The organism is Rathayibacter sp. VKM Ac-2805, from assembly GCF_009834265.1.
In the GTDB taxonomy this organism is placed as follows: Bacteria; Actinomycetota; Actinomycetes; order Actinomycetales; family Microbacteriaceae; genus Rathayibacter.
The window spans coordinates 3,541,378-3,566,535 of record NZ_CP047185.1; the positions used below are offsets into that span (position 1 = coordinate 3,541,378).

Below are 25,158 nucleotides of genomic sequence, written 5' to 3' on the forward strand. Positions count from 1 at the left end.
CGGGCGGGAGGGTCGACCGACCGGCCGGTCGACCGGCGGAACGGGTCGACCAGCGGGACGGCCAGCAGCGGAGCCGGGCGGGAGGCGACGCGACCGGCGTCGGCGGACCCGACCCCGCATCACGCCACGCGCCGACGCCTCAGCCCGCGCGCCTCACCGCGAGCTCACCAGCCCTCGGGCCCCGCGCTCCCCGCCTCGTACTCGTCCAGCGGAGCGTCGCCCGCGGCCCAGGCGGAGAGCACCGGAGTGATGATGCGCCAGCACTGCTCGGCCACGTCGCCCGGGACCGAGAGCAGGGTGTCGCCCTGCAGGATCCCGGCGAGGACCTGCGCGTAGGGGTCGAGCGTGGCCGCGCCGGGCTGCGCCGTCAGGGTGGTGCGCTCGAGATCGGTCAGCTCGTCGGCGCTGTTCACGACCAGGTCGAGGCTGACGTCGCCGCCCTTGAGGCCGATCCGGAGGACCGTCCCGGCGTCGCCCTCGGCCGCCTGCAGGCCGCGCGGGGGCGTGGCGGCGCGGAAGTGGATCGTCACCTCTCGGCGCGGGTCGCCGATCGCCTTGCCGGAGCGGAGGACGAAGGGGACGCCCGCCCAGCGCGGGGTGTCGACCTGGAGCAGCAGCTGCGCGAGGGTCTCGGTGCCGGTCTCGGGGTCGACGTCGGGCTCGTCGACGTAGGAGGGGAAGAAGCGGCCGTCGACGCGGCCCTCGGTGTAGCGGGCGCGGCGGGCGGAGGAGGGGTCGTCGCGCCAGAGCCGCACGGCGCCGAGCACCTCGGCCATGCGCGCGTGGACCTCGTCGGGCGCGACCTCGTCGGGGCGCTCCATCGTGGTCAGCGCGAGCACCATCAGGAGGTGGCTCTGCAGCATGTCGCGCAGCGCGCCGGTCTTCTCGTAGAAGGCCGCGCGGCCCTCGATGCCGAGCGTCTCGTCGTAGACGATCTCGACCTTCTCGATCCACTCGGCGCTCCAGCTCGCCTCGAGCAGGCTGTTGCCGAAGCGCAGGCCCAGCATCCCCAGCACGGTCGCGTTGCCGAGGAAGTGGTCGATGCGCCAGAGGCGGCTCTCGGGGAGGACCTTCGCGAACGCCGCGTTGAGGGCGATCGCGTCGTCGAGGTCCTCGCCGAACGGCTTCTCGATGGCGACGACCAGCTCCTCGGGGAGGTCGAGCTCGGCGAGCGAGGCGGCGACCTTGTGCCCCATCGCCGGCGGCAGGGCGACGTAGAGCACCGGAGTCGACGGGCAGGCGTCGAGGAGGGCCTTCAGCTGCTCCGGGTCGGAGGCGTCGGTGGCGACGAAGCGCGCGCGCGACGCGAGCGCCTCGACCGTGTGCGCGGCGACTCCGGCCGCCTCGAGGCTGCGGCGGACGAGGCCCTGCCACTCCTCGTCGGTCTGCGGCGTGCGCGCCGCGCCGATCAGCGTGAGCTCGAGGTCGCGCGCGAGCTCGGCCACCCGGCCCAGGCCCGGCAGCAGCAGCCGCTCGGTGAGGTCGCCGCCCGCTCCGAGGATCGCGATGCTCCGCTGCTCGCTCCCCAGCGCCGCGGCCTCGGGGATTCCGATCTGCTCCGTCATGGTGTCTCCCTCGTAGCCGTCGTGAGTCAGCGGCCACAGTACGCGCCGGGCCCTGGCGCGAGGCCGGGAGCCGGGAGGGGTTGAGGAAGCGGGCGCGGAGTGGCAGGGCGGCGCGGTCGGGAGCGAGAGAGCTGGACAACCTCCGCTGAGACGCGGCCTGCCGTGTCGGGGCAGGGACCCCCCTTCTCAGCCGACGTCGGGCCGCGACCCACGACGCCCGGCCCGCCGCAGCCGTCCCGCACAGCACGTGATCCCCCCTCCACTGCTTGTCCGGCGGTACCCTGCCCGCATGCGCCTGCGCCAGGTCGTCCTCGACGCGGAGGACGCCCGCGCCCTCTCCGCCTTCTACCTCGCCCTGCTCGGCGGCGAGTACCGCCCCGGCGACGAGCCGCCCGCGGACGGCTCGGACGACGAGGCGGAGTGGGTCGCGATCGTCACCGCCGACGGCGCGAAGCTCACGTTCCAGCGGGTGGCCGCCCTGCCGCGCGCGACCTGGCCGGAGGGGCCCGTCCCGCAGCAGCTGCACCTCGACTTCATGGTCGCGGACGCCGACGAGCTCGACCGGCAGAAGACCCGGGCGCTCGCCCTCGGCGCCGAGCTGATCGAGGACAGGAGCGACGACCCGGAGGAGGCGCTCCACGTCCTCGCCGATCCGGCCGGCCACCCGTTCTGCGTCTTCGTCGCGCCCGACTACCCGGCGGAGTAGGGGCGCACGGCTTCAGCGAGTCGCACGCGTCGGATCACATGCCGGTGATCGTGACCGTCGTCGTCGCCGCGATCACCGCGGCTCCCGTGACGCTCGCGGCGGTTCCCGCGAGGACGGCGGCGGCCGCCGGCCCCGCCCAGTGCTGCGCCGCGAGCGACCGGATCGCCTGCCGGTCCGGGATGCCGGGCCTCGGCGAGAGCGCTCCGGCCGCGTCGAGCAGGCCGATGAGCGCCGCGTCCGACGGAAGGGGCGCCGTCCGAGCCGCGAGGACCTCGGCGACCCGGATCCGCAGCCGCTCGTCCTCTGCCGGCTCCACGGCGGCGACCCGCTCGAGGAGGGCGGCATGCAGCTCCCTCCGCGTGAGGCGGGCGATCCACCAGGAGACGCTGCGCGGCGCTCGCTCCGCTGCGATCCACCCGAGTGCCCCGTCGAGCACGGCGTCCCCGAGCGCGGACCGCTCCGGCCCGAGGGCGACGGCTCCGGCGTCCACCTCGACGCGCCGCTGGAGGGAGAGCTCCGCGAGGACGGAGGCGGCTAGCACAGTGTCAAGGGCGCCCGACGAAGCCGCGGGCCGCCCGTCGCTCCGCCGCAGCAGGAGGAGGAGAGCAACGGGGAGGGGCGGCTGCCCGGCTCCGGGAGGCGCAGCGGCCGGCGGGGCAATGGTAGCAGGCTGTTCCGAGGAGTTCCGTGTCGAGTCGTCCATCCCTCGAGCCTGACACCGACCCGTCGAGACCGCATCCGCCGGGCGACGGGTCCTCCGTCGTCCGACCGATCGACCGGCCGGACCCGCGACAGTGTCCGAGAGGACCGGGGCCGGCCGGACCCGCTCGGCGTCTGATTGACTGCCACGGGCGCCGGGGGGCGATCGGCGGGGAAGGCACGTCGTCACCGCCGCGCCGCCGAGGAGGACGATGTCGAACGACGACTACAGCGGGCGGATCACCGAGATCTACGGCCTGCTCTACCCGATGCCGGCCGAGGAGCACGACGCCCTGCACTCGCTGCTGCGGCGCTTCGCTCCGGGGAACCGCGTCATGGAGTACGGGATCGGCGAGGGTCGCACCGCCCTGCCTCTCGCCTCGGCGGGCTTCGACGTCGCCGGGATCGACATCTCGGCGCCGATGCTCCGTCTGCTCGCCGGCGCCGACTCCGACGGCCGGATCGACGCGCGGCACGGATCCTTCACCGAGCCGGGCCGCACGGGCGACTACGACGCCGTGCTCCTGATGATCAACACGATCTTCTTCGCGAAGAGCCTCGAGGAGCAGCGGGCGGTCTTCGCCAACGCCTTCGGCGAGCTGCGGCCCGGCGGCGTCTTCGTCGTGGAGACCTTCAATCCGATCCACTACCACTCGAGGACCAGCCCGTCCTCCTCGCTGCGCCACCTCGACCCGGGCACCGTCCTGATCGAGCAGTACACGGTCGAGCCGGTCCGCCAGCTCCTCGTCGCCGAGAACACGGTGATCGGGAGGGGCGACCTTTCGGCCTCGCGGCCGGATCGGCCCGTTCCCGGGGCACGGCCGCCGGACGAGGACCGCGTACCACTCCGCGGACGGGAGCCGGAGGCCGAGGGAGCGCGACAGCCCCTCGGCCCGACCGGCGTCAGACCACCCCCGCCGCCGTCCCCGACACGATCAGGTCGGCGCGGTCGCGAGTGGCCTCGATCAGCAGCGCGTTCCGCCCGTCGACCTCGGAGGCCCAGGCGGAGGCCGCCTCGGGGGCGCGGCCGAAGGAGACGTGGCGGTCGACCAGGCGCTCGAAGCGCTCGGTCTCGGGAGTCGCGCAGAACCAGGCCTCGTCGAACTCGGCGCGCAGCAGCGCCCACGGGCCCTCGTCGACGAGGAGGTAGTTGCCCTCCAGCACGACGAGCGACGCGGAGGGGTGCACGGCCAGCGCGCCGGCCACTCCCTCGTCGACGGTGCGCTCGAAGGTGGGCGCGTAGACGACGTGGTCGGTCTCGGCGCGCAGCCTCCGCACCAGGGCGAGGAAGCCCCAGCCGTCGAACGTGTCGAGGGCGCCCTTGCGGTCGTGGCGGCCGAGCTCGTCGAGCGTGGCGTTGGCGAGGTGGAAGCCGTCCATCGGCACGAAGGCGGCGGTCCCCTCCCCCGCGAGCTCGTTCGCGCGGGCGACCACGGCCCGGGCGAGCGTGGTCTTGCCGGCCCCGGGGCTGCCGGCGATCGCGACGATCGCGCGGCGGCCCGGCGAGGTCAGCGCGAGCGCGCGCCCGGCCAGCTCGTCGAGGCCGGGCCGCACCGCGTCGGGCGCGACCTCGGTCTCAGGCCTCGCCACGGCTGCTCTCCAGCGCGTTCACCAGGAAGCCGTGGGCGTGGCGAGCGAGCGCGGGGCCGTCGTTCCAGAGGTTCCGCCACACGGCCAGGTCGTTCGAGAGGGTCGGCGAGACCACGGCCGACGAGAACGACTCGAAGGTGATGGGTCCGCGGTAGTCGATCGCGGCGAGGGCGTGGAAGAACGTCGTGAAGTCGAGGTGGCCGCTGCCGAGGTAGCCGCGGTGGTTCTCGCCGATGTGGACATACCCGAGACGATCCCCGACCAGCAGCACCGGGCGGAAGAAGTCGTCCTCCTCGATGTTCATGTGGTACGTGTCCAGGTGGATCAGGACGTTGTCGGCGCCGATGTCGTCGGCGAGGCGCAGGGCGTCCGCGGCGGTGTTGATGACGTTGGTCTCGTAGCGGTTGCAGATCTCGAGGCCGAGGGTCATGCCCTTCGTCGAGGCCTCGGCGGCGAGATCGGTCAGCACCGAGACGACGTTCGCGCGGCCCGCGGCCGAGAGGGGCGCGCTGTACTTCCCGAGCGCGCTGTAGAGGGCGCCGGTGAAGTGGGTGCCGCCGAGCGCGTGGGTGGTCTCGAGGGAGTCGGCGAGCAGCTTCGCGCCGCGGGCCACCACCTCCGGGTCGTCGCTGGAGACGTCGGCCGAGAAGGCGAGGCCGCGCGAGCAGACGATGCCGAGGTCGTTCGCCTCGAGGGCGGCGCGGGCGGAGGCGGTGTCGAGGTTCTGCACGTCGTGCAGCGAGAGCTCCAGCAGGTCGAATCCGGCCGCCTTGGTCTGCTCGATCGTCGCGGTCACTTCGTCGGGGGTGGTGCCGCCGGCGAAGACGAGGGCGTGCACTCCGAGAGGGTTCGTGGTCATGGTGGTGCTCCTTGGTTCGAGAGGTTCAGGGGCGGCGTCGGGCCGCGGGGTCGGTGTCGAGCAGGTCCGCGAGGAATGCGTGGCCGGAGGTCGCGAGGGCGACGGGGTCGTGCCAGAGCTCGCGCCAGAGACCCATGCCCTCGGCCGAGGCCGGGGGCTGGACGGCGGGCGAGAAGCTCTCGAGGGTGAGCGGACCGCGGTAGCCGGAGTCGGCGAGCGCCGCCGCGAGCCCGGTCCAGTCGGTGCTCCCGGTGCCCAGCTCTCCGCGGTGGTTCTCGGAGGCGTGGAGGTAGCCGAGCAGGTCGCCGGCGTCGCGGACGGCGCTCGCGAGGTCGACCTCCTCGAGGTGGGCGTGGAAGGTGTCGAGGTGCAGGAGCACGTTCGGCGCGTCGAGCTCGCGGAGGAACGCGGCGGTCTGGGCGGCCGTGTTCAGCAGGTTGCTCTCGTAGCGGTTCACGTACTCCGCTCCGACGACGACGCCGGCCGGAGCGGCGGCCGCGGCGACCCTCCGCAGCACGTCGAGCGAGCGCGAGCGGGCAGCCGCGTCGGCCGCGTGCTCGTACTTGCGCATGGCCGAGTAGGTGACTCCGCCGACGTACCGCGCGCCGATCGCCTCGGCGAACCGCACGGCCGCCAGCAGCCGCTCCTCGCCGCGGCCGGCCGTGGCCTGGTCGGTGATGTCGGAGTCGGCGTCCAGCGCGAGCGAGACGACCGCGTCGATCCCGTGCTCGTCGAGCAGGTCGGCGGTCCACGCGGAGGCGTCGGGGTCGGCGGGAGCCGGGATCTCGATCAGGTCGAAGCCGATCGAGGCGGCGGCGCCGATCGCGCGGCGCCCCGACTCCGGCGTCCAGTCGCCGACGAGCAGACCCGCGTGGACCCCGATCGGCGACGAGCGCTCCGTGCTCCCGCGGTGCAGGAACTCGGGGTGCATCAGGCGGCCTTCGCGCCCGTGATCAGCGAGACGAGCTCGTCGCCGCTGGTCTCGGCGGTGCGGCGGCCGGCGACGGCGAGGCCCGCGCGCATCACCCACACCTGGTCGCTCAGGCGCATCACCTGGTCGAAGTTGTGGCTGATCAGCAGCACGGCCACTCCGGCGTCGCGCAGCTTGAGGATGATCTTCTCGACGCGCGCCGTCTCCTGGACGCCGAGCGCCGCGGTCGGCTCGTCCATGATCACGATCTTGCTGCCCCAGCCCGCGGCCCGGGCGATCGCGACCGCCTGGCGCTGGCCGCCCGAGAGGCGGCGGACCTTGCTGGTGACCGGCGGGACGTTCACGGCGAGGTCGCCGAGAAGCTCCTGGGCCGTCTTCTTCATCTGCGTCCGGTCGAGGAACCGCACCCCGGGCACGCCCTTGGTGAGCTCCCGGCCGAGGAAGAAGTTCTGCCACACGGTCAGGTCCTCGACCAGGGCGAGGGTCTGGTGCACCGTCTCGATGCCGCCGTCCCGGGCGCCGAGCGGAGTGGTGAAGTGCACCACGTCGCCGTCGAGGGTGATGGTGCCGGAGTCGGCGGGGTGCACCCCGGAGAGGCAGCGGACGAGCGTGGACTTGCCCGCGCCGTTGTCGCCGATCAGGGCGGTGATCTCGCCGCGGCGCATCGACATCGACGCTCCCTTGAGAGCGTGGACGCCGCCGAAGGACTTCTTGATGTCCCGCGCTTCGAGCAGGATGTCGCTGGTCATGGCTGGGCTCACTTCTTCTGGTAGCGGGTGATGAGGGCGGCGAGCACGACCACCAGGCCGACGGCGAGGGGCTGGTAGAACTGCGAGACGCCGAGCAGGGTCAGGCCGTTGGTCAGCGCGGTCAGGAGGAACGCTCCGATGATCGGGCCGACGATCTTGGCCTTGCCGCCGGTGAGGCTCACTCCGCCGAGCACGACGGCCGCGATGGAGTTGAGCAGGTACTGCGTGTTGATGGCCGGCTCCGCGGCGCCGACGCGGGCGACGAGGAGGAGCGAGCCGACTCCTGCGAGGACGGCGGCGATGATGTATACCGCGATGCGCACGCGTCCGGCCTTGATGCCGTTGGCGACCGCGCTCTCCTCGTTGCCGCCGACCGCCTGCACGTGCAGGCCGAAGCGGGTGCGGAACATGACGACCCAGGCGACGACTCCGATGACCGCGGCCAGGATGATCGGGTAGCCGATGATCCCGATCGAGCCGGTGGTGAGGCGGAGCAGCTCGGGGCTGCCGACCGTGATCGGCTTGCCGTCGGAGACGATCAGCGCGAGGCCGGTCGCCACCGAGAGCGTGCCCAGTGTCGCGATGAAGTCGGTGACCTTGCCCTTCGCGATCAGGAAGCCGTTGATCACTCCGATCAGCCCCGCGAAGAGCAGGGCCGCGAGCGCCGAGAGCCAGAAGCCCCAGCCGGCGCTCCAGCCGATGCCGAAGCCGACCGCTCCGACGGTCATCGTCGCCGAGATCGAGAGGTCGATGCCGCCGGTGGTGATGACGAAGGACTGGCCGATCGAGAGGATGACCAGGATCGCGGCGGCGACGAGCATCGCCTTGATGTTGCCGAGGCTGAGGAACGTCGGCGTCGCGATCGAGAACACGATCACCAGGGCGACCAGCCCGATCGGTGCGGCGTTCTCGGCCCAGAAGCTGAGCTGACGGAGGTTCGACAGCAGCGGGGAGGCGCTGGCCGGGGGTCGGGCGGTGACTGAGGTCATGGTCGCTTCCTGGGTTGCCATGGGCGGGAGGTCCTACTTGCCGGGGACGAGCGCGGCGAGCGGGTTGTCGAACTCCTCGAACGGCTGGGGGAAGGCGCCGAGGGCCTGCTCCGCGGTCTCGGAGGTCACGAGCGCGGTGGGCGACTCGATCTCGGCGGGGATCTCCTCGCCGGCGCCGACGGCCTCGCACGCCTGCACGCCGAGCTGGCCGATCGCGTAGGGGTACTGGGCGACGGTGGCGGTGAGGCCGCCGTCCTTGACGGACTGCAGCGCGTCCTCGTTGCCGTCGACGCTGACCACCTGGACGGAGCCGGTGAGGCCCGCGTTCTCGACGGCCTTGACGATGCCGAGGCCCATGTCGTCGTTCGCGGCGAAGAACGCCTTCACGTCGGGGTTGGCGGCGAGGATGTCGGTCGCCTTGGTCAGCGCGACCTCGCGCTTCCAGTCGGCCGCGGCCTCCTGGACGACGGTGAGGTCGGAGCCGATCGCGGCGGTGAAGCCGTCGACGCGGGCGGCGCTGGTGACGTCTCCCGAGACTCCGCCGATGACGGCGACCTCGGAGCCGGCGGGCAGCTGCTGCAGGAGGAAGTCGCCGGCCTTGCCGCCGGCGGCCTCGTTGTCGGTGCCGATGTAGGTGGTCACGTCGAGGTTCGCGGCCTCGACCGCGTCGGGGTCGAGCGGGCTGTCGATGTTGACGATCGTCTTGCCGGTGGCGGAGGCGAGGGCCTGCACCAGGTTCGTGCCGCTGATCGGGTTGACGATGAGGCAGCCGAAGTCCTGGCCGGCGACGGTGGTGAGCTTGTCGGCCTGGCCGGTGGTGTCGCCGATGTCGGCGGCGGCCTGCACCGAGACGTCCACGGAGTCGTCCTTCGCGGTGTCCTCGATGCCGTTCTCCATCGCCTGGAAGAAGGGGTTGTCGAGGCCCTTGATGACCGCGGCGACCTTGGTCGATCCGGAGCCGCCGGCGGCCGTGTCGCCACCCGAGGCGCAGCCGGTGAGGAGGAGTGCGAGGGCGCCGACCGGTGCGAGAACCGGGAGGAGGCGGCGTGCTGTGCGGTTCATCGTCATCCTTGAGGATCAGTGGCACCACTGCGTGCCGGTGTGTGAAAACTACCGGGGCTTTCGCGTTATCGCAATACGAAAGTCGGGGAACTTCAGGTTTCCCGTCGGCAGGCATGTACGCTGACCGTGACAAGAGGGGGAGCGATGACGGGGTACTCCACCGGCGAGGCCGGTTCGCACGTGGCCGACGTCCTCGCGCTGTTCCGCGAGCAGGGCGAGGTCTCGCGCAACGCGGTGATGGAGCAGACGGGGCTCTCCCGCTCCACCGTCAACCAGCGCCTCGCGACCCTCGTGGAGCTCGGCCTGATCGCCCCCACCACCGGCGGCGAGTCGACCGGCGGGCGCCCCTCGAGCATGTTCGCGATGAACCTGGTCGGCACGGTCTTCCTCACCGCCGACATCGGAGCGAGCGGATTCGTCGCCGCCGCCTGCGACCTGCGCGGCACCCCCCTCCGGCACGAGAGCGGCGTCGTCGACGTCTGGGAGGGACCGGACGCCGTGCTCTCGCTGGTGATCGCCGCGTTCGAGCGGCTGCAGCAGGGCGACGCGGTCGCCGGCATCGGCGTCGGAGTGCCGGGGCCGGTCGAGTTCGCCGCCGGGCGCGTGCGCAACCCGCCGATCATGACCGGCTGGGACGACTTCGACATCGCCGGCTACTTCGCCGAGCCGTACAAGGGCGTGCAGGTCGTCATCGAGAACGACGCGAACGCCCGCGCCCTCGCCGAGTCGCGCCACCACGGCTCCGACAACCTGATCAGCCTGAAGCTCGGCACCGGCATCGGCTCGGGCCTCGTCTTCAACGGAGCGACGATCCGCGGAGCCGTCGGCGCGGCCGGCGACATCGGCCACACCCGCGCGGTCACGGGCACGGTCGACGCGGATCCGCTGCCCTGCCGCTGCGGCAACGCCGGCTGCGTGGAGGCGTACGCGAGCGGCTGGGCCCTCGTCCGCGACCTCTCGGCCGACGACCCCTCGATCAAGCACGTCGCCGACGTCACGGCCCGCGTGCTCCGCGGCGACATGCGCGCGACGCAGGCCGTGCGCCAGGCCGGCCGCGTCCTCGGCGAGGCGGTCGCCGACCTCGTCAACATCCTCAACCCGCGGACCATCGTGATCTCGGGCCAGCTCGGCGACTGCGGCGAGGTGCTGATGTCGGGCCTGCGCGAGCGCGTCTACCTGCGCACCCACCCGCTCGCCACGCGGCACCTGACCATCCACACATCGGACCTGGGCGAGCTGGCCGGCGTGATCGGCCTCGCCCTGACGACAGCCGACCAGGTCTTCAGCCGCGAGCGCTTCGACCGCGAGGCGAGCGCCGAGAGCCCCCGCGCGGCGGCCGCCGCGAGCTGAGCGGGAGCGCCCTGCCGCGCCCGGCAGCGGCGGGACCGGCGTGAGCGACCCCCTCCGCCCCGCGCACTGTTACGCCCGGCGACGAAGGGTTACGCCGGGCGACGCGGGCCGGGACGGGCGGGCCCGCGGTGCTCCATCATCGTGTCCGGGACGACGCGGAGAGGCCGCGGCCGCCCGACCCGTCCGAAGGAACGCGATGATCCGGCTCGAGCAGCTCAGCAAGTCGTACGGTCCGGCGACCGTGCTCGACCGCCTCGACTTCTCGGTCGCGACCGGCGAGATCTTCGCCGTCGTCGGCCCGAGCGGCGCGGGCAAGAGCACGCTCGCCGCCTGCGTGAACCTCCTGGAGCGGCCCACCTCGGGCACGGTCGTCGTCAACGGGGAGGCGCTCTCGCAGCTCTCGGAGGAGCGGCTGCGCGTCGCCCGCCGCCGCATCGGCACCGTCTTCCAGTCCGACGGACTCTTCAGCCGCCGCACGGCAGAGCAGAACGTGGCCCTGCCGCTGGAGTACCTCGGCGTCACCGCCGCCGAGACGAAGCGCCGCGTCGCGGAGCTGCTCGAGCGCGTCGGCCTCTCGGACCGCGCCCGCTACTACCCGCACCAGCTCTCCGGCGGTCAGCGCCAGCGCGTCGGCATCGCCCGCGCGCTCGCCCTCCGCCCCTCGGTGCTGCTCTCGGACGAGGCCACCTCGGGCCTCGACCCCGCCTCGACCACCGCGATCACCACGCTCCTGAAGGAGCTGCGCGACGACCTGGGCCTCTCGATCCTCTTCATCACCCACGAGATGGAGACGGTGCGCCAGGTGGCCGACTCCGTCGCCCGCCTCGACCACGGCCGCATCGTGGAGTCAGGCCGTCTCGTCGACCTGCTGCGCGACCCCGCGTCCCCGCTCGGCCTCGCCCTCAACCCGGTGCGCCCCGCCGTCGCGCCCGGCCCGGGCCTCGGCGAATGGGTGGTGGGCTACTCCCGCTCCGGAGTGCCGACCGACTGGGTCACCCGGCTCGCGGAGGCGGTCGGCCCGGTCGCGCTGCTCGGCGCGGCGATCGAGACGGTGGACGGGCAGGCGGTCGGCCACGCGACGATCGGGCTCGGCCCGGTCGACGAGGCGCGGCTCACCCGTGCGGCGGCCGAGCTCGGCCTGTCGGTCCGGCCCGCCGGCGTGCGCGTCCTCGCCGAGGAGGTGGCGGCGTGATCCTCCACCTCGACAACAAGGTCCCGCTCGAGCAGATCCCCGCGCTGGTGCTGCCGGCGCTCGGCGAGACGCTGATCATGGTCGGCATCGTCATGGCGATCGTGGTGCTGGTCGGCGTGCCGCTGGGCGCTCTCGTGCACAACCTCGCTCCGGGCGGCCTGGCCGAGAACCGGGCCGCCCACCAGGTGCTCAGCGCCGTCATCAGCGTCGGCCGCTCGCTGCCGTTCCTCATCCTGATGGCGTCGATCATGCCGTTCACGCGCCTGATCACCGGCACCAACATCGGGATCGCGGCCGCCGTCGTGCCGATGTCGATCGCGGGGATCGCCTTCTTCACCCGGATCGTCGAGAACGCGCTGCGCAGCGTGCCGCTCTCGCTCACCCGCGTCGCCCGCGCCTCCGGAGCGTCGCGGCTGCAGGTGGTGCGGACCGCCCAGCTGAGCGAGGCGGTGCCGCAGATCATCGGCGGCCTGACGATCAACACGATCGCGATGATCGAGTACTCGGCGATCGCCGGCACGATCGGCGCCGGCGGCATCGGCTACGTCGCGGTGACCTACGGCTACCAGCGCTTCGACACCACCGTCATGCTCGCCACCATCGTGATCCTGGTCGCCACCGTCGCGACCGTGCAGCTCACCGGCGACGCCCTCGTCCGCGCGACCACGCCCGGCGCCTCCCGCTCGCGGCGAGCGCCCCGGGTCGCGGCCGCCGTCTAGAACCACCACTCCTCCTCCTGCGCCCTCGGGCGCCCCTCCCGCGCGGCCGCGCACCCCCTCTTCGAAAGGCACCGCCATGTCCACTCCCGACGACCTCGGATTCGATCTCACGAAGAAGCGCCGCTGGCCCTGGATCGCCGGAGCGGCCGTCGTCGTGGTCGGCGTCGCCTCCGCGATCGCCGTCCCGCTCCTCTCCCCCGCCGTCTCGGCCAACGAGCAGGAGGGAGCGACGCTCTATGTCGCGACCGCCGAGGGCAACGCCTCCGAGCAGGCCCTGGTCGACTTCGTCGCGAAGGAGGTGGCGCCGCGCTACGGCATCACCGTCGCCTTCAAGGGGCTCTCGGACAGCAACACCATCAACCGCGCGGTGAGCGAGGGCGAGGTCGCGGCCACGGTCTACCAGCACAAACTCTGGCTGGGACAGGTGCTCGAGGCCAACCCCGACTTCGAGGAGGAGGCGGCCACCCCCGTCTTCCGCTGGGGCTTCGGGCTCTGGAGCGACAAGTACTCCGACGTCTCCCAGATCCCTGACGGCGGCACGGTCTCGCTCTACTCCGACCCCGCCAACGAGGCGCAGGGCCTCTGGCTGCTGCAGAACGCCGGCCTGATCACGCTGAAGCCGGGCACGGAGCCGGGCACCGCGACCCAGGACGACATCGCCGAGAACCCGAAGAACCTGCAGTTCACGCTGCTCGACTTCGCCGCCCAGTCGCGCGCGCTGCCGGACCTCGACGCGGCCGTCGGCTACACCGAGTACTACCTCGCCGCCGGCATCCCGATCGAGCAGCAGATCTTCGCCCCGCAGGCCCCCGACGACTTCGCCGGGCAGCTCACCATCGGCTCGAAGTACCGCGACACCGAGAACGTGAGGAAGCTCGTCCAGGCCTTCCAGGACCCGGCCGTGCAGGAGTTCCTCGCCACGGACGAGACGGTGAAGGGGATCCTGCTGCCGATCGACGGCTGAACAGGGCCGGAGCGACGGGGTCGCCTGAGGAGTCGCGCGCGGCTTCTCGGGCGACTCGGCGTCTGCGGACGTAGCGTGGGCTCATGAACACGTTCACTCTCCACAACGGTGTCGAGATCCCCGCCCTCGGACTCGGCGTCTTCCAGACTCCGCCCGACGAGACCCGCGCCGCCGTCGCCGCCGCGCTCGACGCGGGGTACCGGCACATCGACACGGCGGCGGCCTACGGCAACGAGCGCGAGGTGGGCGAGGCGATCGCCGGCCGCGACGACGTCTTCCTCGAGACGAAGGTGTGGATCAGCGACTACGGCTACGACGAGACGCTGCACGCCTTCGACAAGAGCGCGGGCAAGCTCGGCGTCGAGCGGATCGACCTGCTGATCCTGCACCAGGCCCTGCCCGAGGCCTTCGACCGCACCCTCGACGCCTACCGGGCGCTCGAGCGGCTGCTCGCCGACGGGAGGGTGCGGGCGATCGGCGTGAGCAACTTCATGGTCGAGCACCTCACCCGCCTGCTCGCCGAGACCGACGTCGTCCCCGCGGTGAACCAGCTCGAGGTGCACCCGTACTTCCAGCAGCGGCGGGTCGAGCGCTTCGGCTGCGAGAACGACATCCTCACCCAGGCCTGGTCGCCGATCGGCGGCATCACCGCCTACCGCGACTCCCCGCGCCGCAGCTTCGACGACCCGGTGCTCCTCGAGCTCGGCGCCAAGTACGGGAAGACGGCCGCGCAGGTGATGCTCCGCTGGCACCTGCAGGAGGGCCGCCAGGTCATCCCGAAGTCGACCCGCCCCGAGCGCATCGCCGAGAACATCGACGTGTTCGACTTCGCGCTCTCCGGCTCGGAGCTCGCCCGCATCGACGCCCTCGAGGCCGGCGTGCGCGGCGGACCGGAGCCCGAGGCCGTGACGCTGGAGGCGTACGGCCGCGACATCCCCGAGGCGTGAGGAAGGCGCCCGCGACGGGAACACCGGAGCCGTCGCGGGCGTTGCCCTCACCATGAGCGTTCCCCTCTCCATCCTCGACCTCGCCCCCATCGCCCCCGGTGAGACCGCTCGCGACAGCTTCGCCGCCTCCGTCGCCCTGGCCCAGGAGGCCGAGCGGAACGGCTACCGCCGCGTCTGGTACGCCGAGCACCACAACATGGCGAGCATCGCCTCCAGCGCGACCTCGGTGCTCATCGCGCACGTCGCCTCGCAGACCTCCACGATCCGCCTCGGCTCCGGCGGCGTCATGCTGCCGAACCACTCCCCGCTCACCATCGCCGAGCAGTTCGGCACCCTCGAGACGCTGCACCCGGGCCGGATCGACCTCGGACTCGGCCGCGCCCCCGGCAGCGACCAGGCGACCTTCCGCGCGCTCCGCCGCGACCCCGACTCCTCCGAGCGCTTCCCGCAGGACGTGCTGGAGCTGCAGGCGTTCCTCGCCGGCGAGTCCCGCATCCCCGGAGTGAGCGCGACGCCGGGCGCCGGCACCCGCGTCCCCCTCTACATCCTCGGCTCCTCGCTCTTCGGCGCGCAGCTCGCGGCCGCTCTGGGCCTGCCGTACGCGTTCGCCTCGCACTTCGCTCCGGACGCGCTGCACCAGGCCGTCGCGGAGTACCGCCGCGGCTTCCGCCCCTCCGAGCAGCTCGACGCGCCCTACGTGATCGCCGGGATGAACGCCATCGCCTCCGACACCGAGGAGGACGCGCAGGAGCAGTTCGCGCAGATGAAGCGCGCCCGCCTGATGATGCTGCTGCGCCAGAGCGGGCAGATCCCCGTCGGCCAGACCTTCGACGATGAGGAGCTCGACGCCCTGCTCAGCGCCCCGATCGGCGCCCACGTCGCGAGCATGACCACCTACACCGGTGTCGGCACCGGCGACCGGGTGGCCGACTACGCCGCCGACTTCGCGCGCTCCGCCGACGCCGACGAGGTCATCGTCGCCCATGCGTCGCTGCAGACGGAGGCGCGCCTGCGCTCGGTCGCGCTCCTCGCGCAGTCGAACGCGCGCGTCGCCGTCTGACGGGCGGGCGGCCCAGTCCGTCGACGCCGCCGCACGGGCCCCGTGCGCGACCGGGGCCGCGCATCGGCGGGCGTGCGGCGCGCATCGGCGGACTCCTGTGAAAGTGAGCCTCTAACGGGGGCCACCTCACAGGGGGCGACCTCGGGAGGAGCGCGTCCGCGGTGCCAGGCTGAGCCCTGTGTCGACGATGACGGGCAAGCGGCGTGAGCCCGGGGACAGCCCTGCGCGGTCAGCGGCCCTGCTGCTGCGGGTCTGCGCGGGCGACCGGACCGCCTTCCGGCAGCTCTACTCGCTCACCGCGGGCCGGGTCGTCTCCGTCGCGGACGCCGTGCTCGACGACCGCGCCGCCGCCGAGGAGGTCGCGCAGGAGGTCTACCTCGAGCTCTGGCGCACCGCGCGCTCGCTCGACCCGGGACGTCCCGTGCTCGCCTTCCTGGCCCAGGTCGCGCACCGCCGTGCCGTGGACCGCGCCCGGGCGGACCGGTCGGCGCGGCGCCGGGAGCTGCAGTACACGGTCCTCGACCGGCCTCGCGATCACGAGTGGGAGCGCTCGGACGTCCGGCTGGCCCTGGCGCCCGCGGCCGGCGCGATCCGGCAGCTCGCCGCGATCCACCACGACGTCCTCTACCTCGCCTACGTCCGCGGGTACAGCCACTCCGAGATCGCGGAGGAGCTGTCGATCCCGCTCGGCACCGTCAAGACCCGGCTGCGCGACACCCTCATCCGCCTGCACACCCACCTGCAGTCCGCCGGCCCGGCGGACCCGGACGGCGGACCGGGACGGCGCATCCGGCACTGACCGATGGCGCGGACGCCTCTGCGCCACCGGGGTCGCACGCTTCCGGACCGTGCCCGGCCCGCTCAGCCCGCCCGCGTCGCGCCCGAGACCGCGAGCCCGACGATCACCGTCAGCACCGTCGTCCACAGTGCGATCGCGACGCCCTGCCAGAGCAGGATCCGCCCGCGGCCGACTCCGGCGCCCGCCAGCATCACCGCGGTGAAGTGCGTCGGGAGCAGCAGCGGCCCCAGCAGGCTCACGCCCGGGACGCCGTAGCGGGTGAAGGCCCGCTGGAACTTCTCGCGCCGCGGAGTCGTCCGCTTCGCCTCCGAGCGGCCCGTGATCGCCGAGCGGACGCCGGTGCCCAGCAGCACGAGCAGCGCCACGCAGACGAAGTTGCCGATCGCCCCCGCAAGCCCGGCGACGACCGGGTGGATGCCGCCGATGATCCCGATGCTCGCCGCTCCCTCGCCCTCGATGAAGGGGACGGCCCCGGCCGCGGCGACGACGAGGGGCTGCACGAGCTCGGGAACGCGGCCGATCAGGTCCTGGAATCCGAGGATCGCGTCGCTGATGATCGTCATGGTCGTGCCTTCCGGTACGTGGCCCCGGCTCTCGGGACTCCTCCATCCGACCGTGTCCGCGCCCGCTGCGGCAGTGCCGCCGGGTCACCGCGTCCCGGGAGGATCGACGGCCCGAGGGGTGACAAGTGTCATGGTCGTAGCCTGGGCCGCATGGTGAACTCGACCGAGGCGGATCCGCCCGTGCGCGCGGGCCGCGGCGTCGCCGTGACCTGGTGGTACACGCTCGCGTCGGCCGCCTCCTTCGTGGTGATCGTCCTGGCCGTCTGGTCCGTGGCGGTGCTGAGCGCCGAGGCCGAGGAGTGGCGGAAGGGCGCCTACTTCCTGGGCGCGGCCGCCTGGGTCGCGGTGTTCTCGCCGACCGCGCTCGCGTACCGGCGCGCCGACCGCGAGGGCCCGGTGCGCCTCCGGGCTGCGCCGACCCTGGTCTTCTGCCTCGGAGTGGCGGCCGCGGCGCTCACCGGCACGGCCGCCGGGAGCCTCGCGCTCGGACTCTCGCTCGCCGCGACCCTGGTCGCCGTGCTGCCCTGGCAGAGCGGGGTGCGGCTCCGGGTGATGGTGCTCTGCACGATCGTCCTCGCGGTCGCGGCGGTGCTCGAGCAGACGCGCGCGGCGCCGGACACGTCGGCCGCGCTCTCGACCCTCCTGCTGTTCGCGACGCTGCTGCCCCTGACGGTCGTCAGCGCGCTGTGGTGGTGGGACATCGTCCGCGAGCTCGACCGGGCGCGCGCCGCCGAGGGCCGGCTCGCCGCGGCCCAGGAGCGCCTGCTGCTCGCCGGCGACGTGCACGACCTCCAGGGCCACCACCTCCAGGTGATCGCGCTGCAGCTCGAGCTCGCCGAGCGCCTCCTCGGCAGCGACCCGGACGCCGCGCTCGAGCAGCTGCGCGCCGCCCAGCGCTCGGTCGACGGTGCCCGCACCGGCACCCGCGAGCTGGCGACGCGCTTCCGCAGCGTCCCGCTCGTCGACGAGCTGGCCAATGCCGCCGACCTGCTCCGCTCGGCCGGGCTCCGCGTCGAGCTCGAGGTCGACCCGGCGGCGTCCCACGCGCCGGCGGAGACGCTCGGGCCGGTGGTCCGCGAGACGACGACCAACATCCTCAAGCACGGCGGCGGCTCCAGCGCGCGGCTGCGGCTCGCGCGGGAGCGGGACGAGTGGCGGTTCGAGGCGGTGAACGACCTGGCACCGGACGCGGAGGAGGCGGACGGGACCGGCTCGGGCGTCCTCGGCATGGCGGAGCGGGTCGAGCGCGCGGGCGGGACGCTGCGCGCCGGGGCGGTCCGCCGCTCCTTCGAGCTGGACGCGCGCCTGCCGGTGGGGAGCGACTCGTGATCCGGGTGCTGATCGCCGACGACGAGGACATGATCCGCACGGCGCTGGCCGCGCTCCTCCGCCTCGAGGAGGACCTCGAGATCGTGGGCGAGTGCCGCGACGGCGAGCAGGCGGTCGCGGAGGCGCTGCGCCTGCAGCCCGACGTGTGCCTGTTCGACGTCGAGATGCCCGGGCTCGACGGGATCGAGGCGGCGGAGCGGCTGCGCCGGGTCTCGGCGACGCGCGTCGTGGTCGTCACCCGGCACGCGCGGCCGGGGGTCCTGCGGCGAGCGCTCGGAGCGGGCGTCAGCGGCTTCCTGCCGAAGTCGCGCCGGGTCGAGGACGTCGCCGAGGTGATCCGCAAGGTCGCGAGCGGACGCCGCTACGTCGATCCGGAGATCGCCGCCGACGCCCTGGCGAACACGCGCAGCCCGCTGACCGACCGGGAGCTCGACGTGCTCAGCGCCGGCTCCCGCGGCGAGACGATCGGCGAGATCGGCGCGGCTCTGCACCTCTCCTCCGGCACCGTCCGCAACCACGTCTCGTCGATCCTCCGCAAGCTCGACGTCGACACCCGCCAGCGCGCGGTCATCGAGGCCCGCGAGCGCGGCTGGATCTGAGCGAGGCGCCGCAACGGTAGCCACTACGCAGGAGTCGTCGCACTCGCGCTCGAGTGCGACGACTCCTGCGTTCTCGCGAGCGGTGCCCGTCAGGCCGTCGGCGTCCAGATCCGCATCGTCGACGGTCCGCGGTTCGCCCAGCGATGATACGGCCGGAACTCCGCCTCGAAGCGGCGCCCCTCCTCCACAGGTACGGAGCCGTAGGGCCAGCCGGGAGCCGCCTCGCGCGCCACGAGGGACACGCGCGCTCCCTCCGCCGTCACGACGGGCGGCACCGACGCGTCGACCGCGATGTGCTCGGTGTCCAGGCCCTCGGGCAGGTCGAGCGACTCGATCGCCAGCACGAACGGCCCGCGCTCGAGGGCGACCTGGCCGCGCACCGCGTCGATCCGGGGGTGCGGGGCGACGAAGCGGGCCGTCATCGGCAGCGAGAGCCGCACGGTGTCGCCGGCGGAGAACGCCCGGCGGACGGTGACGGTCGGCGTCGAGACCGGCTCGCCGTCGAGCAGCGCCGAGCCCCGCGCGAACGGCGGGACCCGCAGCGTCAGCGCGAACTCCGCGTCCTCGAGGATCCGCACGACGATCTCGCCGTCGGCCGGGTACTCCGTCTCGACGCGCAGCGCGACGGCTCCGGTGCGCACCTCGTACGCGCCGTACTGGTGGAGTTGCACCCCGTCGTCGGTGGCGGTCGCGAAGCCGAGCTCGACGCTCGCGAGGGTGCGGGCGGTGTTGGTCGGGCAGCACGAGACCCAGAACCACGGCGCGCGGAGGCTGGACTGCGCGCGGTCGGTCTCGCGCGACTCGTCCGGCGCCACTCCGTCGACGCGCTGCTGCAGCGTGTTCGTGTAGAAGAAGGCGCGGCCGTCCTCGCGGGTGGCGGGGAGCACCGCGTTCAGCAGCGTCCGCTCCATCAGGTCCGCGTAGCGGTGCTCGTTCGAGCCGAGCAGGAGCCGCCAGCTGAGCATCGTGGAGCCGATCGCCGCGCAGGTCTCGGCATAGGCGCGATCCGGCGGCAGCTCGTAGTCGGCGCCGAACGCCTCGTCCTGGTGGTGCGAGCCCATCCCGCCCGTGACGTAGGTGCGCCGCTCGACGGTCGCCTCCCACTGGCGGCGGACCGCCTCCTCCAGCTCGGCGTCGCCGGTCTCGACCGCGACATCGAGAGCCCCGGAGGCGAGGTAGAGCGCCCGCACCGCGTGGCCGCGCAGCACCTCCGCGTCGCGCACGGGCACGTCGTCCTGGAAGTACTCGGCGCCGAACGCGATCGGCTTCAGCGTCCCCGTCCCGCGCCGCTCCACGAACAGGCGGGCCAGCTCGAGGTAGCGCTCCTCCCCCGTCGCCCGCGCCAGCTCGGCGAGCGCCGGCTCGATCTCGGGGTGGCCGCACACGGCGACCCTCCCCTCGGGCCCGAACTCGCGGTGCACGTGGTCGGCGAGGCGCCGGGCGACCTGCGGCAGGAGGTCGTCGTGCCCGGTGCGCAGCCGCGCCACGGCGGCCTGGATCAGGTGCCCGAAGCTGTACAGCTCGTGGCCCCACTCCAGGTCGGAGTAGCGCGCGCGCTGGCCGGGCCGGCCGAAGCTCGTGTGCAGGTACCCGTCCGGGTCCTGGGCGGAGGCGACCCGCGCGACGAGGTCGTCGTACCGCTCCTGCAGCTCGGCGTCGTCGCTCCGGCCGAGCTCCCAGGCCATGGCCTCGAGGAGCTTGTAGACCTCCGAGTCGACGAACTCGATGCCCGCGTGCGCGTCGCCGCCCTCGGCGGACGAGATCGAGCCGTCGGCCGCGCGGTCGAAGTTGCCGGCCCAGCCGACGCGCTCGATCCACGAGCGGCAGTGCTCGATGACGGCGGAGGAGTTGAGGTCCTGGTAGTGCTTCCAGAAGCCGCCGGTGAGGCGGATCTCGTCCTGACGGAGCGGCCGGAGCACGCTCCGCGAGGGGGCGACCGGGCCGCCGAGGGCGGTGGCGGTGGGGGCGGTGAGGGTCACGGTGTCTCCTTGGAGGGACGGGTCAGTCCTTGACGGCGCCGGCGGTGACTCCCGCCGAGACGTACCGCTGCGCGACGACGAGGAGGACGGCGGCCGGGAGCGAGGCGACCACGGCGGTCGCCATGATCGAGTTCCACTCCTGGTTGTTGTTGCCGATGTACTTGTAGATGCCGAGGGTGATCGGCTGGAGCTTCCCGCCGCTGTCGAGCGTCGAGGCGAAGATGAAGTCCGACCAGGCCCAGAGGAACGCGAACAGCGAGACGGTGACCACGGAGTTGCGGCTGATCGGCATGATCACCGAGGTGAAGGTGCGCCAGGCGCTCGCTCCGTCCATCCGGGCGGCCTGGGTGAGCTCGTCGGGGATCCCCGACATGAAGGCCGTGAAGATCAGCACGCCGAACGGCACCGCGATGGTGGAGTCGGCCACGATCAGGCCCGGGATCGAGTTGAGCAGCCCCAGGTTGAGGTAGATGGCGTAGAAGCCCATCGCCATGATGATCGCCGGGATCATCTGCGCGATCAGCAGCACGAACGAGAGGGCCTGCCCGCCGCGGGGCCGCAGCTTCGCCAGCGAGTAGGCGGCGGGAGCGGCGATCGCCACGGTCAGCAGCACCGTGCCGAGGCCGACGACGAGACTGGTGCCCAGATAGGGCAGCTGCTCGCTCAGCACCGCCTGGTAGCCGGTGAACGTGGGCGAGAACGGGAACCAGTCCGGCGGATCCTTCCGCATCGAGCCGGTCGGAGTGAGGGAGACGTTGATCATCCAGTAGACGGGGAACAGCATGACCGCCGTGAGGGCGATCCCGACCACCGTCAGGTACCAGGGGCGGCGGGCGGTCACGAGTCGGCCTGCTTCCGCTGGACCCGGATGTACACGAGGCCGAAGACGAGGGCCAGGATGATCAGCAGGTTGCCGACGGCCGCGGCCGGTCCGAAGTCGGGCAGCATCGAGCCGAAGCCGAGCTGGTACGTCCAGGTGGCGAGCGTGGTCGAGGAGTCGGCGGGGCCGCCCTTCGTCATGATCCAGATGATGTCGAACACCTTCAGCGTGTAGACGAGGCCGAGCAGGATCGTGATCGCCGACACCGGCCGCAGCAGCGGCAGCGTGATCCGCCAGAACTGCTGGGCGCCGGTCGCGCCGTCGAGCGAGGCCGCCTCGTAGAGGTCCTGCGAGATGTTCTGCAGGCCGGAGTAGAGGATCACCAGGTTGAACGGGATGCCGATCCAGATGTTCGCGATCAGGACCGCGATCAGCGAGGTGGTCGGCGAAGTGAGCCAGTTGATCTGGCCGATCCCGAACGACTCCAGGAAAGCGTTCACGATGCCGGAGTCGCTGTTGAGCATCCACGACCAGGTCGACGCCGAGACGATCAGCGGCAGGAGCCACGGCACCAGGAACAGCGCCCGGAGCGTGCTCGCCAGCGGGAAGCGGCGGTAGAAGAACACGGCGAGCGCCAGCCCCAGCGTGAACTGGAAGAGGAGCGAGACGCCGGTGAAGACCGCCGTGTGCAGCAGCGCCGGGCCGAAGGTCGCGTCCTGGAACACCTGGACGTAGTTGTCGAACCAGACGAAGGGCGCGTTCCCCTGCACGAACGAGCGGACCGTGTAGTCCTTCAGGCTCAGCTCGAGGTTGCGGTAGAGCGGGAACGCGTAGAAGACGAGCAGGTAGGCGACGAGCGGGGCGAGGAACGCCCACGCGACCAGGCGGCCGCCTTCGGGTCGCCAGCGGCGCCGACGGCTCTCGGCGGCCGGGGCGGGCGGGGCCGGCGGCTCGGTGCCGCGCCGCAGGAGGCGGGCGGTCTCGGTGGCAGTGGTCATGGTCTCTCCCGTCCCCCCGGCCGGTGCGCGGAGCACCGGCCGGGGGGACCTCGTTCGGGGAGCGGGAGCCCCCGGTCGTCCTACTTCGTGGCGGATTCGGCGGCCGACTGGGCGGCCTTCAGGGCGTCCTCGGGAGACTGCGAGCCGCTGAGCACGGTCTGCACCGCGCCCCACAGCTGCTCCGAGATCTTCGGGTACTTCGTGCCGAGGTCGTCCGAGGTGCGGCCCTTCGCGGCCTGCACAGCGGTGACCCACGGCTCGAGGTCGGCGTTGCCGGCGACCTGCTCCTGCTGCGCCTCGGCCGTCGGCGCGATGTACGAGAGCGTGTTGTCGGTCGTGACCAGGCTCTCCGTCGGGGTCAGGCACTCGGCGATCTGCTTCGAGGTCTCGTAGCGCGCCGTGTCCGACTGCACCGGGAGGGTGAGGAACTCGCCTCCGGTCGGTGCGGGGGCCGCTCCGCCGTCCTTCGACGGGATGGTCAGGACGCCGTAGTCGATGCCCGAGGCCTTCGCGTTGGCCAGCTGCCAGGTGCCGTTCTCGCCGAAGGCGTACTCGCCGGTCTCGAACTCCTGCCAGCTCGTGGTCTGCGTGTTGCCGATCACGGAGTTGGGCGCGTAGCCCTTCTCGAGCCAGTCGCTCCAGAGCGAGACGGCGTCGACCGCGGCGGGCGAGTCGAGGTCGGTCAGCTCGGCGCCGGAGCCCCAGAACCACGGCAGGAACTGGAAGGTCCCCTCCTCCGTGCCGATGCCGGAGAACGTGATGCCCTTGCCACCGGAGGCGGTGACCTTCTCGAGCGCGTCGGTCAGCCCGGCCCAGTCGGTGATGGAGGCGGCGTCCACGCCGGCCTTCTCGAGCACGGCCTTGTTGTAGTACAGCGCGAGCGTGTTGGCGCCGATCGGCACGCCGAAGGTGTCGCTGCCGGTCTGGCCGGCCGCGAGGATGTTCGCGTCGATCCCCTCGGTGGAGAGCCCGGACTCGGCGGTCGTGGTCAGGATGCCCGACTCCGCGAGCGTCGAGACCACGGGGTTGTCGACGAGCAGGAGGTCGGGCGAGTTGCCCTGCTGACCGGCGAGCAGCGCCTTGTTGGTCAGGTCGGTGGTGTCGTAGCCGGTGCGCTCGACGGTGACGCCGGCCTCGGTCCCGCAGGAGTCGATGAGCTTCGCCCAGTCGGACGACTCGTCGAACTGGGGGTACGGGTCCCAGAACGTGTAGCTGCCTCCCGCTGCGGAGCCGGAGTCTCCCCCGGAGCCGCTCGCGCAGCCGGTCAGTGCGGCCGCGGCCGTTCCCAGCAGGACGGCGGCGGCGAGGCCCCGAGCGTGCTTCCTCGTCTTCACGGATGATCCCTTCGTCGTTGACGGATTCCTCGGCAGTCGTCCCGATCGTCTACGCCGGGCCGAAACTACTTTCTGTCGGGTAAACCTAGGCAGGGGCGGTCAGCGCGTCAAGAGATGCGACCTTTTCGGTCTTTTCGGTTTTTCGCCGGAGTCGTGCGAGGATCGACGCGGCGGCCCGCCGGGCCCGGAACGGAGGCGCGGTGCCACCACGCAAGCCCACCGGCACCATCACGCTCACCGACGTGGCGGCCGCCGCCGGCGTCTCGATCGCCACCGCCTCCAAGGCGCTCAACGGCCGCGACCAGGTGCGCGCCGAGACCCGCCAGCGCGTGCTGGACGCCGCCGAGGCCCTCTCCTTCACCCCGAACCCGTTCGCGCAGGCCCTGAACTCCCGGCGCACGGGCACCATCGGGATGCTCACCAACGATCTCGACAACCGCTTCGTGCTCCCCGTGCTGCTCGGCGCCGAGGACGCGTTCGGCGCAGGATCGACGTCGGTGCTCCTCTGCGACGCCCGCGGCGACTCGATCCGCGAGCAGCACCACATCAAGAACCTGCTCGCCAAGCGCGTCGACGGGATCGTGGTGCTCGGCCGGACGACGAACCCGCGCCCCTCGATCACCCGCACCATCCCGGTGCCGGTCGTCTACGCCTACGCGCCCTCGGAGGATCCGCGCGACTCCTCCTTCACGCCCGACAACGTGCAGGCCGGCGTCCTCGCCGCCCGCCACCTGATCGAGCGCGGACGGACGAGGATCGCCCTCGTCAACGGCGAGCCGAGCTACACCGCCGCGCACGACCGTGCCCGGGGCGTCGAGCAGGCGCTGACGGAGGCGGGGCTGCCGCTGGTCGGCGGCGGCGTCCTCTTCGGGCAGTGGTCCGAGAGCTGGGGCCGCCAGTGCGCCGAGACGCTGCTGCGCGCGCATCCGGACCTCGACGCGATCATCTGCGCGAGCGACCAGATCGCCCGCGGCACGCTCGACCACCTGCGCGAGACCGGCCGGCGGGTGCCGCAGGACGTGGCCGTCGTCGGCTTCGACAACTGGGACCTCCTCGTCGAGGCCGCCCGCCCGCCGCTCTCGAGCATCGACATGATGCTCGACACACTCGGCCGCGCCGCCGCGGAGGAGCTCTCGAACGCGATCCACGGACGTCCGACCGCGGGCGTGCAGGCCATGCCCGTCCGCCTCGTGCCGCGGGAGTCCTCCGGCTGACGCCCCCTCCTCCGCGAGAACGCGGACGTCGTCGCACTCGAGCTCCGGAACGACGACTCCTGCGTTCTCGCGACCTGCCGACCGGGGCTCGCGGAATCGGATGTTGACGCCGCGCTCTCGGATGTGTACTTTCCAGTTATA

General features: G+C 72.6%; 24 protein-coding genes and 1 pseudogene. 12 read left to right on the forward strand and 13 right to left on the reverse strand.

What is annotated here, in order from left to right; all coding sequences use genetic code 11:
- Nucleotides 1–164: 164 nt before the first annotated feature.
- A complete protein-coding gene (locus GSU40_RS16570; protein ID WP_160035992.1) occupies nucleotides 165–1,565 on the reverse strand; it encodes a glucose-6-phosphate dehydrogenase in 1,401 nt (466 codons plus the stop codon).
- A 289-nt stretch (nucleotides 1,566–1,854) separates the two neighbouring features.
- On the opposite strand from GSU40_RS16570, the gene GSU40_RS16575 reads away from it, so the two are divergent.
- Nucleotides 1,855–2,271, forward strand: coding sequence for a VOC family protein (locus tag GSU40_RS16575; protein WP_104255238.1), 417 nt, complete (start codon nucleotides 1,855–1,857; stop codon nucleotides 2,269–2,271).
- Between the two features lie 34 nt (nucleotides 2,272–2,305).
- Here the strand turns inward: GSU40_RS16575 and GSU40_RS16580 are convergent, their stop codons facing one another.
- A complete protein-coding gene (locus GSU40_RS16580; protein ID WP_160035994.1) occupies nucleotides 2,306–2,974 on the reverse strand; it encodes a GPP34 family phosphoprotein in 669 nt (222 codons plus the stop codon).
- A 265-nt stretch (nucleotides 2,975–3,239) separates the two neighbouring features.
- Here GSU40_RS16580 and GSU40_RS17125 point away from each other — a divergent pair.
- Nucleotides 3,240–3,602: pseudogene (locus tag GSU40_RS17125) on the forward strand (class I SAM-dependent methyltransferase); the annotation flags it as partial.
- A 271-nt stretch (nucleotides 3,603–3,873) separates the two neighbouring features.
- On the opposite strand, the gene GSU40_RS16590 reads toward GSU40_RS17125, so the two are convergent.
- From GSU40_RS16590 to GSU40_RS16615, 6 genes are read right to left on the reverse strand one after another with little or no spacing between them, the layout of a single operon-like run.
- On the reverse strand, nucleotides 3,874–4,560 hold the full coding sequence (locus GSU40_RS16590; protein ID WP_208543338.1) for a nucleoside/nucleotide kinase family protein: 687 nt from the start codon (nucleotides 4,558–4,560) through the stop codon (nucleotides 3,874–3,876).
- Complete coding sequence (locus tag GSU40_RS16595) at nucleotides 4,547–5,419, reverse strand: sugar phosphate isomerase/epimerase (RefSeq protein ID WP_104225811.1); 873 nt, start codon at nucleotides 5,417–5,419, stop codon at nucleotides 4,547–4,549. The genes GSU40_RS16590 and GSU40_RS16595 overlap by 14 nt, the downstream gene beginning before the upstream one ends.
- Before the next feature lie 25 nt (nucleotides 5,420–5,444).
- Nucleotides 5,445–6,350, reverse strand: a complete 906-nt coding sequence (locus GSU40_RS16600; protein ID WP_104329713.1) for a sugar phosphate isomerase/epimerase — start codon at nucleotides 6,348–6,350, stop codon at nucleotides 5,445–5,447.
- On the reverse strand, nucleotides 6,350–7,099 hold the full coding sequence (locus GSU40_RS16605; RefSeq protein WP_104222715.1) for an ATP-binding cassette domain-containing protein: 750 nt from the start codon (nucleotides 7,097–7,099) through the stop codon (nucleotides 6,350–6,352). The genes GSU40_RS16600 and GSU40_RS16605 overlap by 1 nt, the downstream gene beginning before the upstream one ends.
- Before the next feature lie 8 nt (nucleotides 7,100–7,107).
- Nucleotides 7,108–8,088, reverse strand: coding sequence for an ABC transporter permease (locus GSU40_RS16610; protein WP_104225809.1), 981 nt, complete (start codon nucleotides 8,086–8,088; stop codon nucleotides 7,108–7,110).
- A gap of 33 nt (nucleotides 8,089–8,121) precedes the next feature.
- Nucleotides 8,122–9,150 carry a substrate-binding domain-containing protein gene (locus tag GSU40_RS16615; RefSeq protein WP_104323863.1) on the reverse strand — a complete coding sequence of 343 codons (1,029 nt, stop codon included), beginning with the start codon at nucleotides 9,148–9,150 and terminating at the stop codon, nucleotides 8,122–8,124.
- A gap of 144 nt (nucleotides 9,151–9,294) precedes the next feature.
- On the opposite strand from GSU40_RS16615, the gene GSU40_RS16620 reads away from it, so the two are divergent.
- The 7 genes from GSU40_RS16620 (at nucleotide 9,295) to GSU40_RS16650 (ending at nucleotide 16,181) form a co-directional block, all read left to right on the forward strand.
- Entirely contained in the window at nucleotides 9,295–10,500 is a 1,206-nt protein-coding gene (locus GSU40_RS16620; protein WP_160035996.1) for an ROK family transcriptional regulator, read from the forward strand.
- A 196-nt stretch (nucleotides 10,501–10,696) separates the two neighbouring features.
- On the forward strand, nucleotides 10,697–11,692 hold the full coding sequence (locus GSU40_RS16625; RefSeq protein WP_104266552.1) for an ATP-binding cassette domain-containing protein: 996 nt from the start codon (nucleotides 10,697–10,699) through the stop codon (nucleotides 11,690–11,692).
- A complete protein-coding gene (locus GSU40_RS16630) occupies nucleotides 11,689–12,411 on the forward strand; it encodes a methionine ABC transporter permease (protein WP_104222708.1) in 723 nt (240 codons plus the stop codon). Before GSU40_RS16625 ends, GSU40_RS16630 begins: the two co-directional genes overlap by 4 nt.
- A 76-nt stretch (nucleotides 12,412–12,487) precedes the next feature.
- Entirely contained in the window at nucleotides 12,488–13,375 is an 888-nt protein-coding gene (locus GSU40_RS16635) for a MetQ/NlpA family ABC transporter substrate-binding protein (RefSeq protein ID WP_160035998.1), read from the forward strand.
- A gap of 83 nt (nucleotides 13,376–13,458) precedes the next feature.
- Entirely contained in the window at nucleotides 13,459–14,322 is an 864-nt protein-coding gene (locus GSU40_RS16640; protein WP_104222706.1) for an aldo/keto reductase, read from the forward strand.
- A gap of 52 nt (nucleotides 14,323–14,374) precedes the next feature.
- Nucleotides 14,375–15,382 (forward strand): LLM class flavin-dependent oxidoreductase, encoded by a 1,008-nt coding sequence (locus GSU40_RS16645; RefSeq protein ID WP_160036000.1) that lies wholly within the window; start codon nucleotides 14,375–14,377, stop codon nucleotides 15,380–15,382.
- 187 nt (nucleotides 15,383–15,569) lie between these two features.
- A complete protein-coding gene (locus GSU40_RS16650) occupies nucleotides 15,570–16,181 on the forward strand; it encodes a sigma-70 family RNA polymerase sigma factor (protein WP_244229683.1) in 612 nt (203 codons plus the stop codon).
- 62 nt (nucleotides 16,182–16,243) lie between these two features.
- Here the strand turns inward: GSU40_RS16650 and GSU40_RS16655 are convergent, their stop codons facing one another.
- Nucleotides 16,244–16,744 carry a small multidrug efflux protein gene (locus GSU40_RS16655; protein WP_104348547.1) on the reverse strand — a complete coding sequence of 167 codons (501 nt, stop codon included), beginning with the start codon at nucleotides 16,742–16,744 and terminating at the stop codon, nucleotides 16,244–16,246.
- A gap of 150 nt (nucleotides 16,745–16,894) precedes the next feature.
- On the opposite strand from GSU40_RS16655, the gene GSU40_RS16660 reads away from it, so the two are divergent.
- A complete protein-coding gene (locus GSU40_RS16660) occupies nucleotides 16,895–18,073 on the forward strand; it encodes a histidine kinase (RefSeq protein ID WP_160036002.1) in 1,179 nt (392 codons plus the stop codon).
- Complete coding sequence (locus GSU40_RS16665; RefSeq protein WP_160036004.1) at nucleotides 18,070–18,672, forward strand: response regulator transcription factor; 603 nt, start codon at nucleotides 18,070–18,072, stop codon at nucleotides 18,670–18,672. Before GSU40_RS16660 ends, GSU40_RS16665 begins: the two co-directional genes overlap by 4 nt.
- Before the next feature lie 89 nt (nucleotides 18,673–18,761).
- Here GSU40_RS16665 and GSU40_RS16670 read toward each other — a convergent pair whose 3' ends face one another.
- The 4 genes from GSU40_RS16670 to GSU40_RS16685 all read right to left on the reverse strand — a co-directional run bounded on the left by GSU40_RS16670 (nucleotide 18,762) and on the right by GSU40_RS16685 (nucleotide 23,803).
- Entirely contained in the window at nucleotides 18,762–20,651 is a 1,890-nt protein-coding gene (locus GSU40_RS16670; protein ID WP_160036006.1) for a beta-L-arabinofuranosidase domain-containing protein, read from the reverse strand.
- A 22-nt stretch (nucleotides 20,652–20,673) separates the two neighbouring features.
- Entirely contained in the window at nucleotides 20,674–21,492 is an 819-nt protein-coding gene (locus GSU40_RS16675) for a carbohydrate ABC transporter permease (protein WP_104222699.1), read from the reverse strand.
- On the reverse strand, nucleotides 21,489–22,469 hold the full coding sequence (locus GSU40_RS16680) for a sugar ABC transporter permease (RefSeq protein ID WP_104225802.1): 981 nt from the start codon (nucleotides 22,467–22,469) through the stop codon (nucleotides 21,489–21,491). Before GSU40_RS16680 ends, GSU40_RS16675 begins: the two co-directional genes overlap by 4 nt.
- Nucleotides 22,470–22,549: 80 nt before the next feature.
- Nucleotides 22,550–23,803: an extracellular solute-binding protein gene (locus tag GSU40_RS16685; RefSeq protein ID WP_160036008.1), complete on the reverse strand. Its 1,254-nt coding sequence runs from the start codon at nucleotides 23,801–23,803 to the stop codon at nucleotides 22,550–22,552.
- Nucleotides 23,804–24,003: 200 nt separating this feature from the next.
- Between GSU40_RS16685 and GSU40_RS16690 the strand changes: the two genes are divergently transcribed.
- Nucleotides 24,004–25,017 (forward strand): LacI family DNA-binding transcriptional regulator, encoded by a 1,014-nt coding sequence (locus GSU40_RS16690; protein WP_104225800.1) that lies wholly within the window; start codon nucleotides 24,004–24,006, stop codon nucleotides 25,015–25,017.
- The last annotated feature ends 141 nt before the right edge of the window (nucleotides 25,018–25,158 follow it).

Excerpts from the sequence above, each read along its gene's own strand:
- GSU40_RS16570 (WP_160035992.1), bottom strand. The coding sequence starts at position 1,565 with ATGACGGAGCAGATCGGAATCCCCGAGGCCGCGGCGCTGGGGAGCGAG.
- GSU40_RS16595 (WP_104225811.1), bottom strand. The coding sequence starts at position 5,419 with ATGACCACGAACCCTCTCGGAGTGCACGCCCTCGTCTTCGCCGGCGGC.
- GSU40_RS16635 (WP_160035998.1), top strand. The coding sequence starts at position 12,488 with ATGTCCACTCCCGACGACCTCGGATTCGATCTCACGAAGAAGCGCCGC.
- GSU40_RS16625 (WP_104266552.1), top strand. The coding sequence starts at position 10,697 with ATGATCCGGCTCGAGCAGCTCAGCAAGTCGTACGGTCCGGCGACCGTG.
- GSU40_RS16615 (WP_104323863.1), bottom strand. The coding sequence starts at position 9,150 with ATGAACCGCACAGCACGCCGCCTCCTCCCGGTTCTCGCACCGGTCGGC.
- GSU40_RS16575 (WP_104255238.1), top strand. The coding sequence starts at position 1,855 with ATGCGCCTGCGCCAGGTCGTCCTCGACGCGGAGGACGCCCGCGCCCTC.
- GSU40_RS16580 (WP_160035994.1), bottom strand. The coding sequence starts at position 2,974 with ATGGACGACTCGACACGGAACTCCTCGGAACAGCCTGCTACCATTGCC.
- GSU40_RS16645 (WP_160036000.1), top strand. The coding sequence starts at position 14,375 with ATGAGCGTTCCCCTCTCCATCCTCGACCTCGCCCCCATCGCCCCCGGT.
- GSU40_RS16600 (WP_104329713.1), bottom strand. The coding sequence starts at position 6,350 with ATGCACCCCGAGTTCCTGCACCGCGGGAGCACGGAGCGCTCGTCGCCG.
- GSU40_RS16605 (WP_104222715.1), bottom strand. The coding sequence starts at position 7,099 with ATGACCAGCGACATCCTGCTCGAAGCGCGGGACATCAAGAAGTCCTTC.
- GSU40_RS16620 (WP_160035996.1), top strand. The coding sequence starts at position 9,295 with ATGACGGGGTACTCCACCGGCGAGGCCGGTTCGCACGTGGCCGACGTC.
- GSU40_RS16650 (WP_244229683.1), top strand. The coding sequence starts at position 15,570 with ATGACGGGCAAGCGGCGTGAGCCCGGGGACAGCCCTGCGCGGTCAGCG.
- GSU40_RS16610 (WP_104225809.1), bottom strand. The coding sequence starts at position 8,088 with ATGACCTCAGTCACCGCCCGACCCCCGGCCAGCGCCTCCCCGCTGCTG.
- GSU40_RS16655 (WP_104348547.1), bottom strand. The coding sequence starts at position 16,744 with ATGACGATCATCAGCGACGCGATCCTCGGATTCCAGGACCTGATCGGC.
- GSU40_RS16660 (WP_160036002.1), top strand. The coding sequence starts at position 16,895 with ATGGTGAACTCGACCGAGGCGGATCCGCCCGTGCGCGCGGGCCGCGGC.
- GSU40_RS16640 (WP_104222706.1), top strand. The coding sequence starts at position 13,459 with ATGAACACGTTCACTCTCCACAACGGTGTCGAGATCCCCGCCCTCGGA.
- GSU40_RS16680 (WP_104225802.1), bottom strand. The coding sequence starts at position 22,469 with ATGACCACTGCCACCGAGACCGCCCGCCTCCTGCGGCGCGGCACCGAG.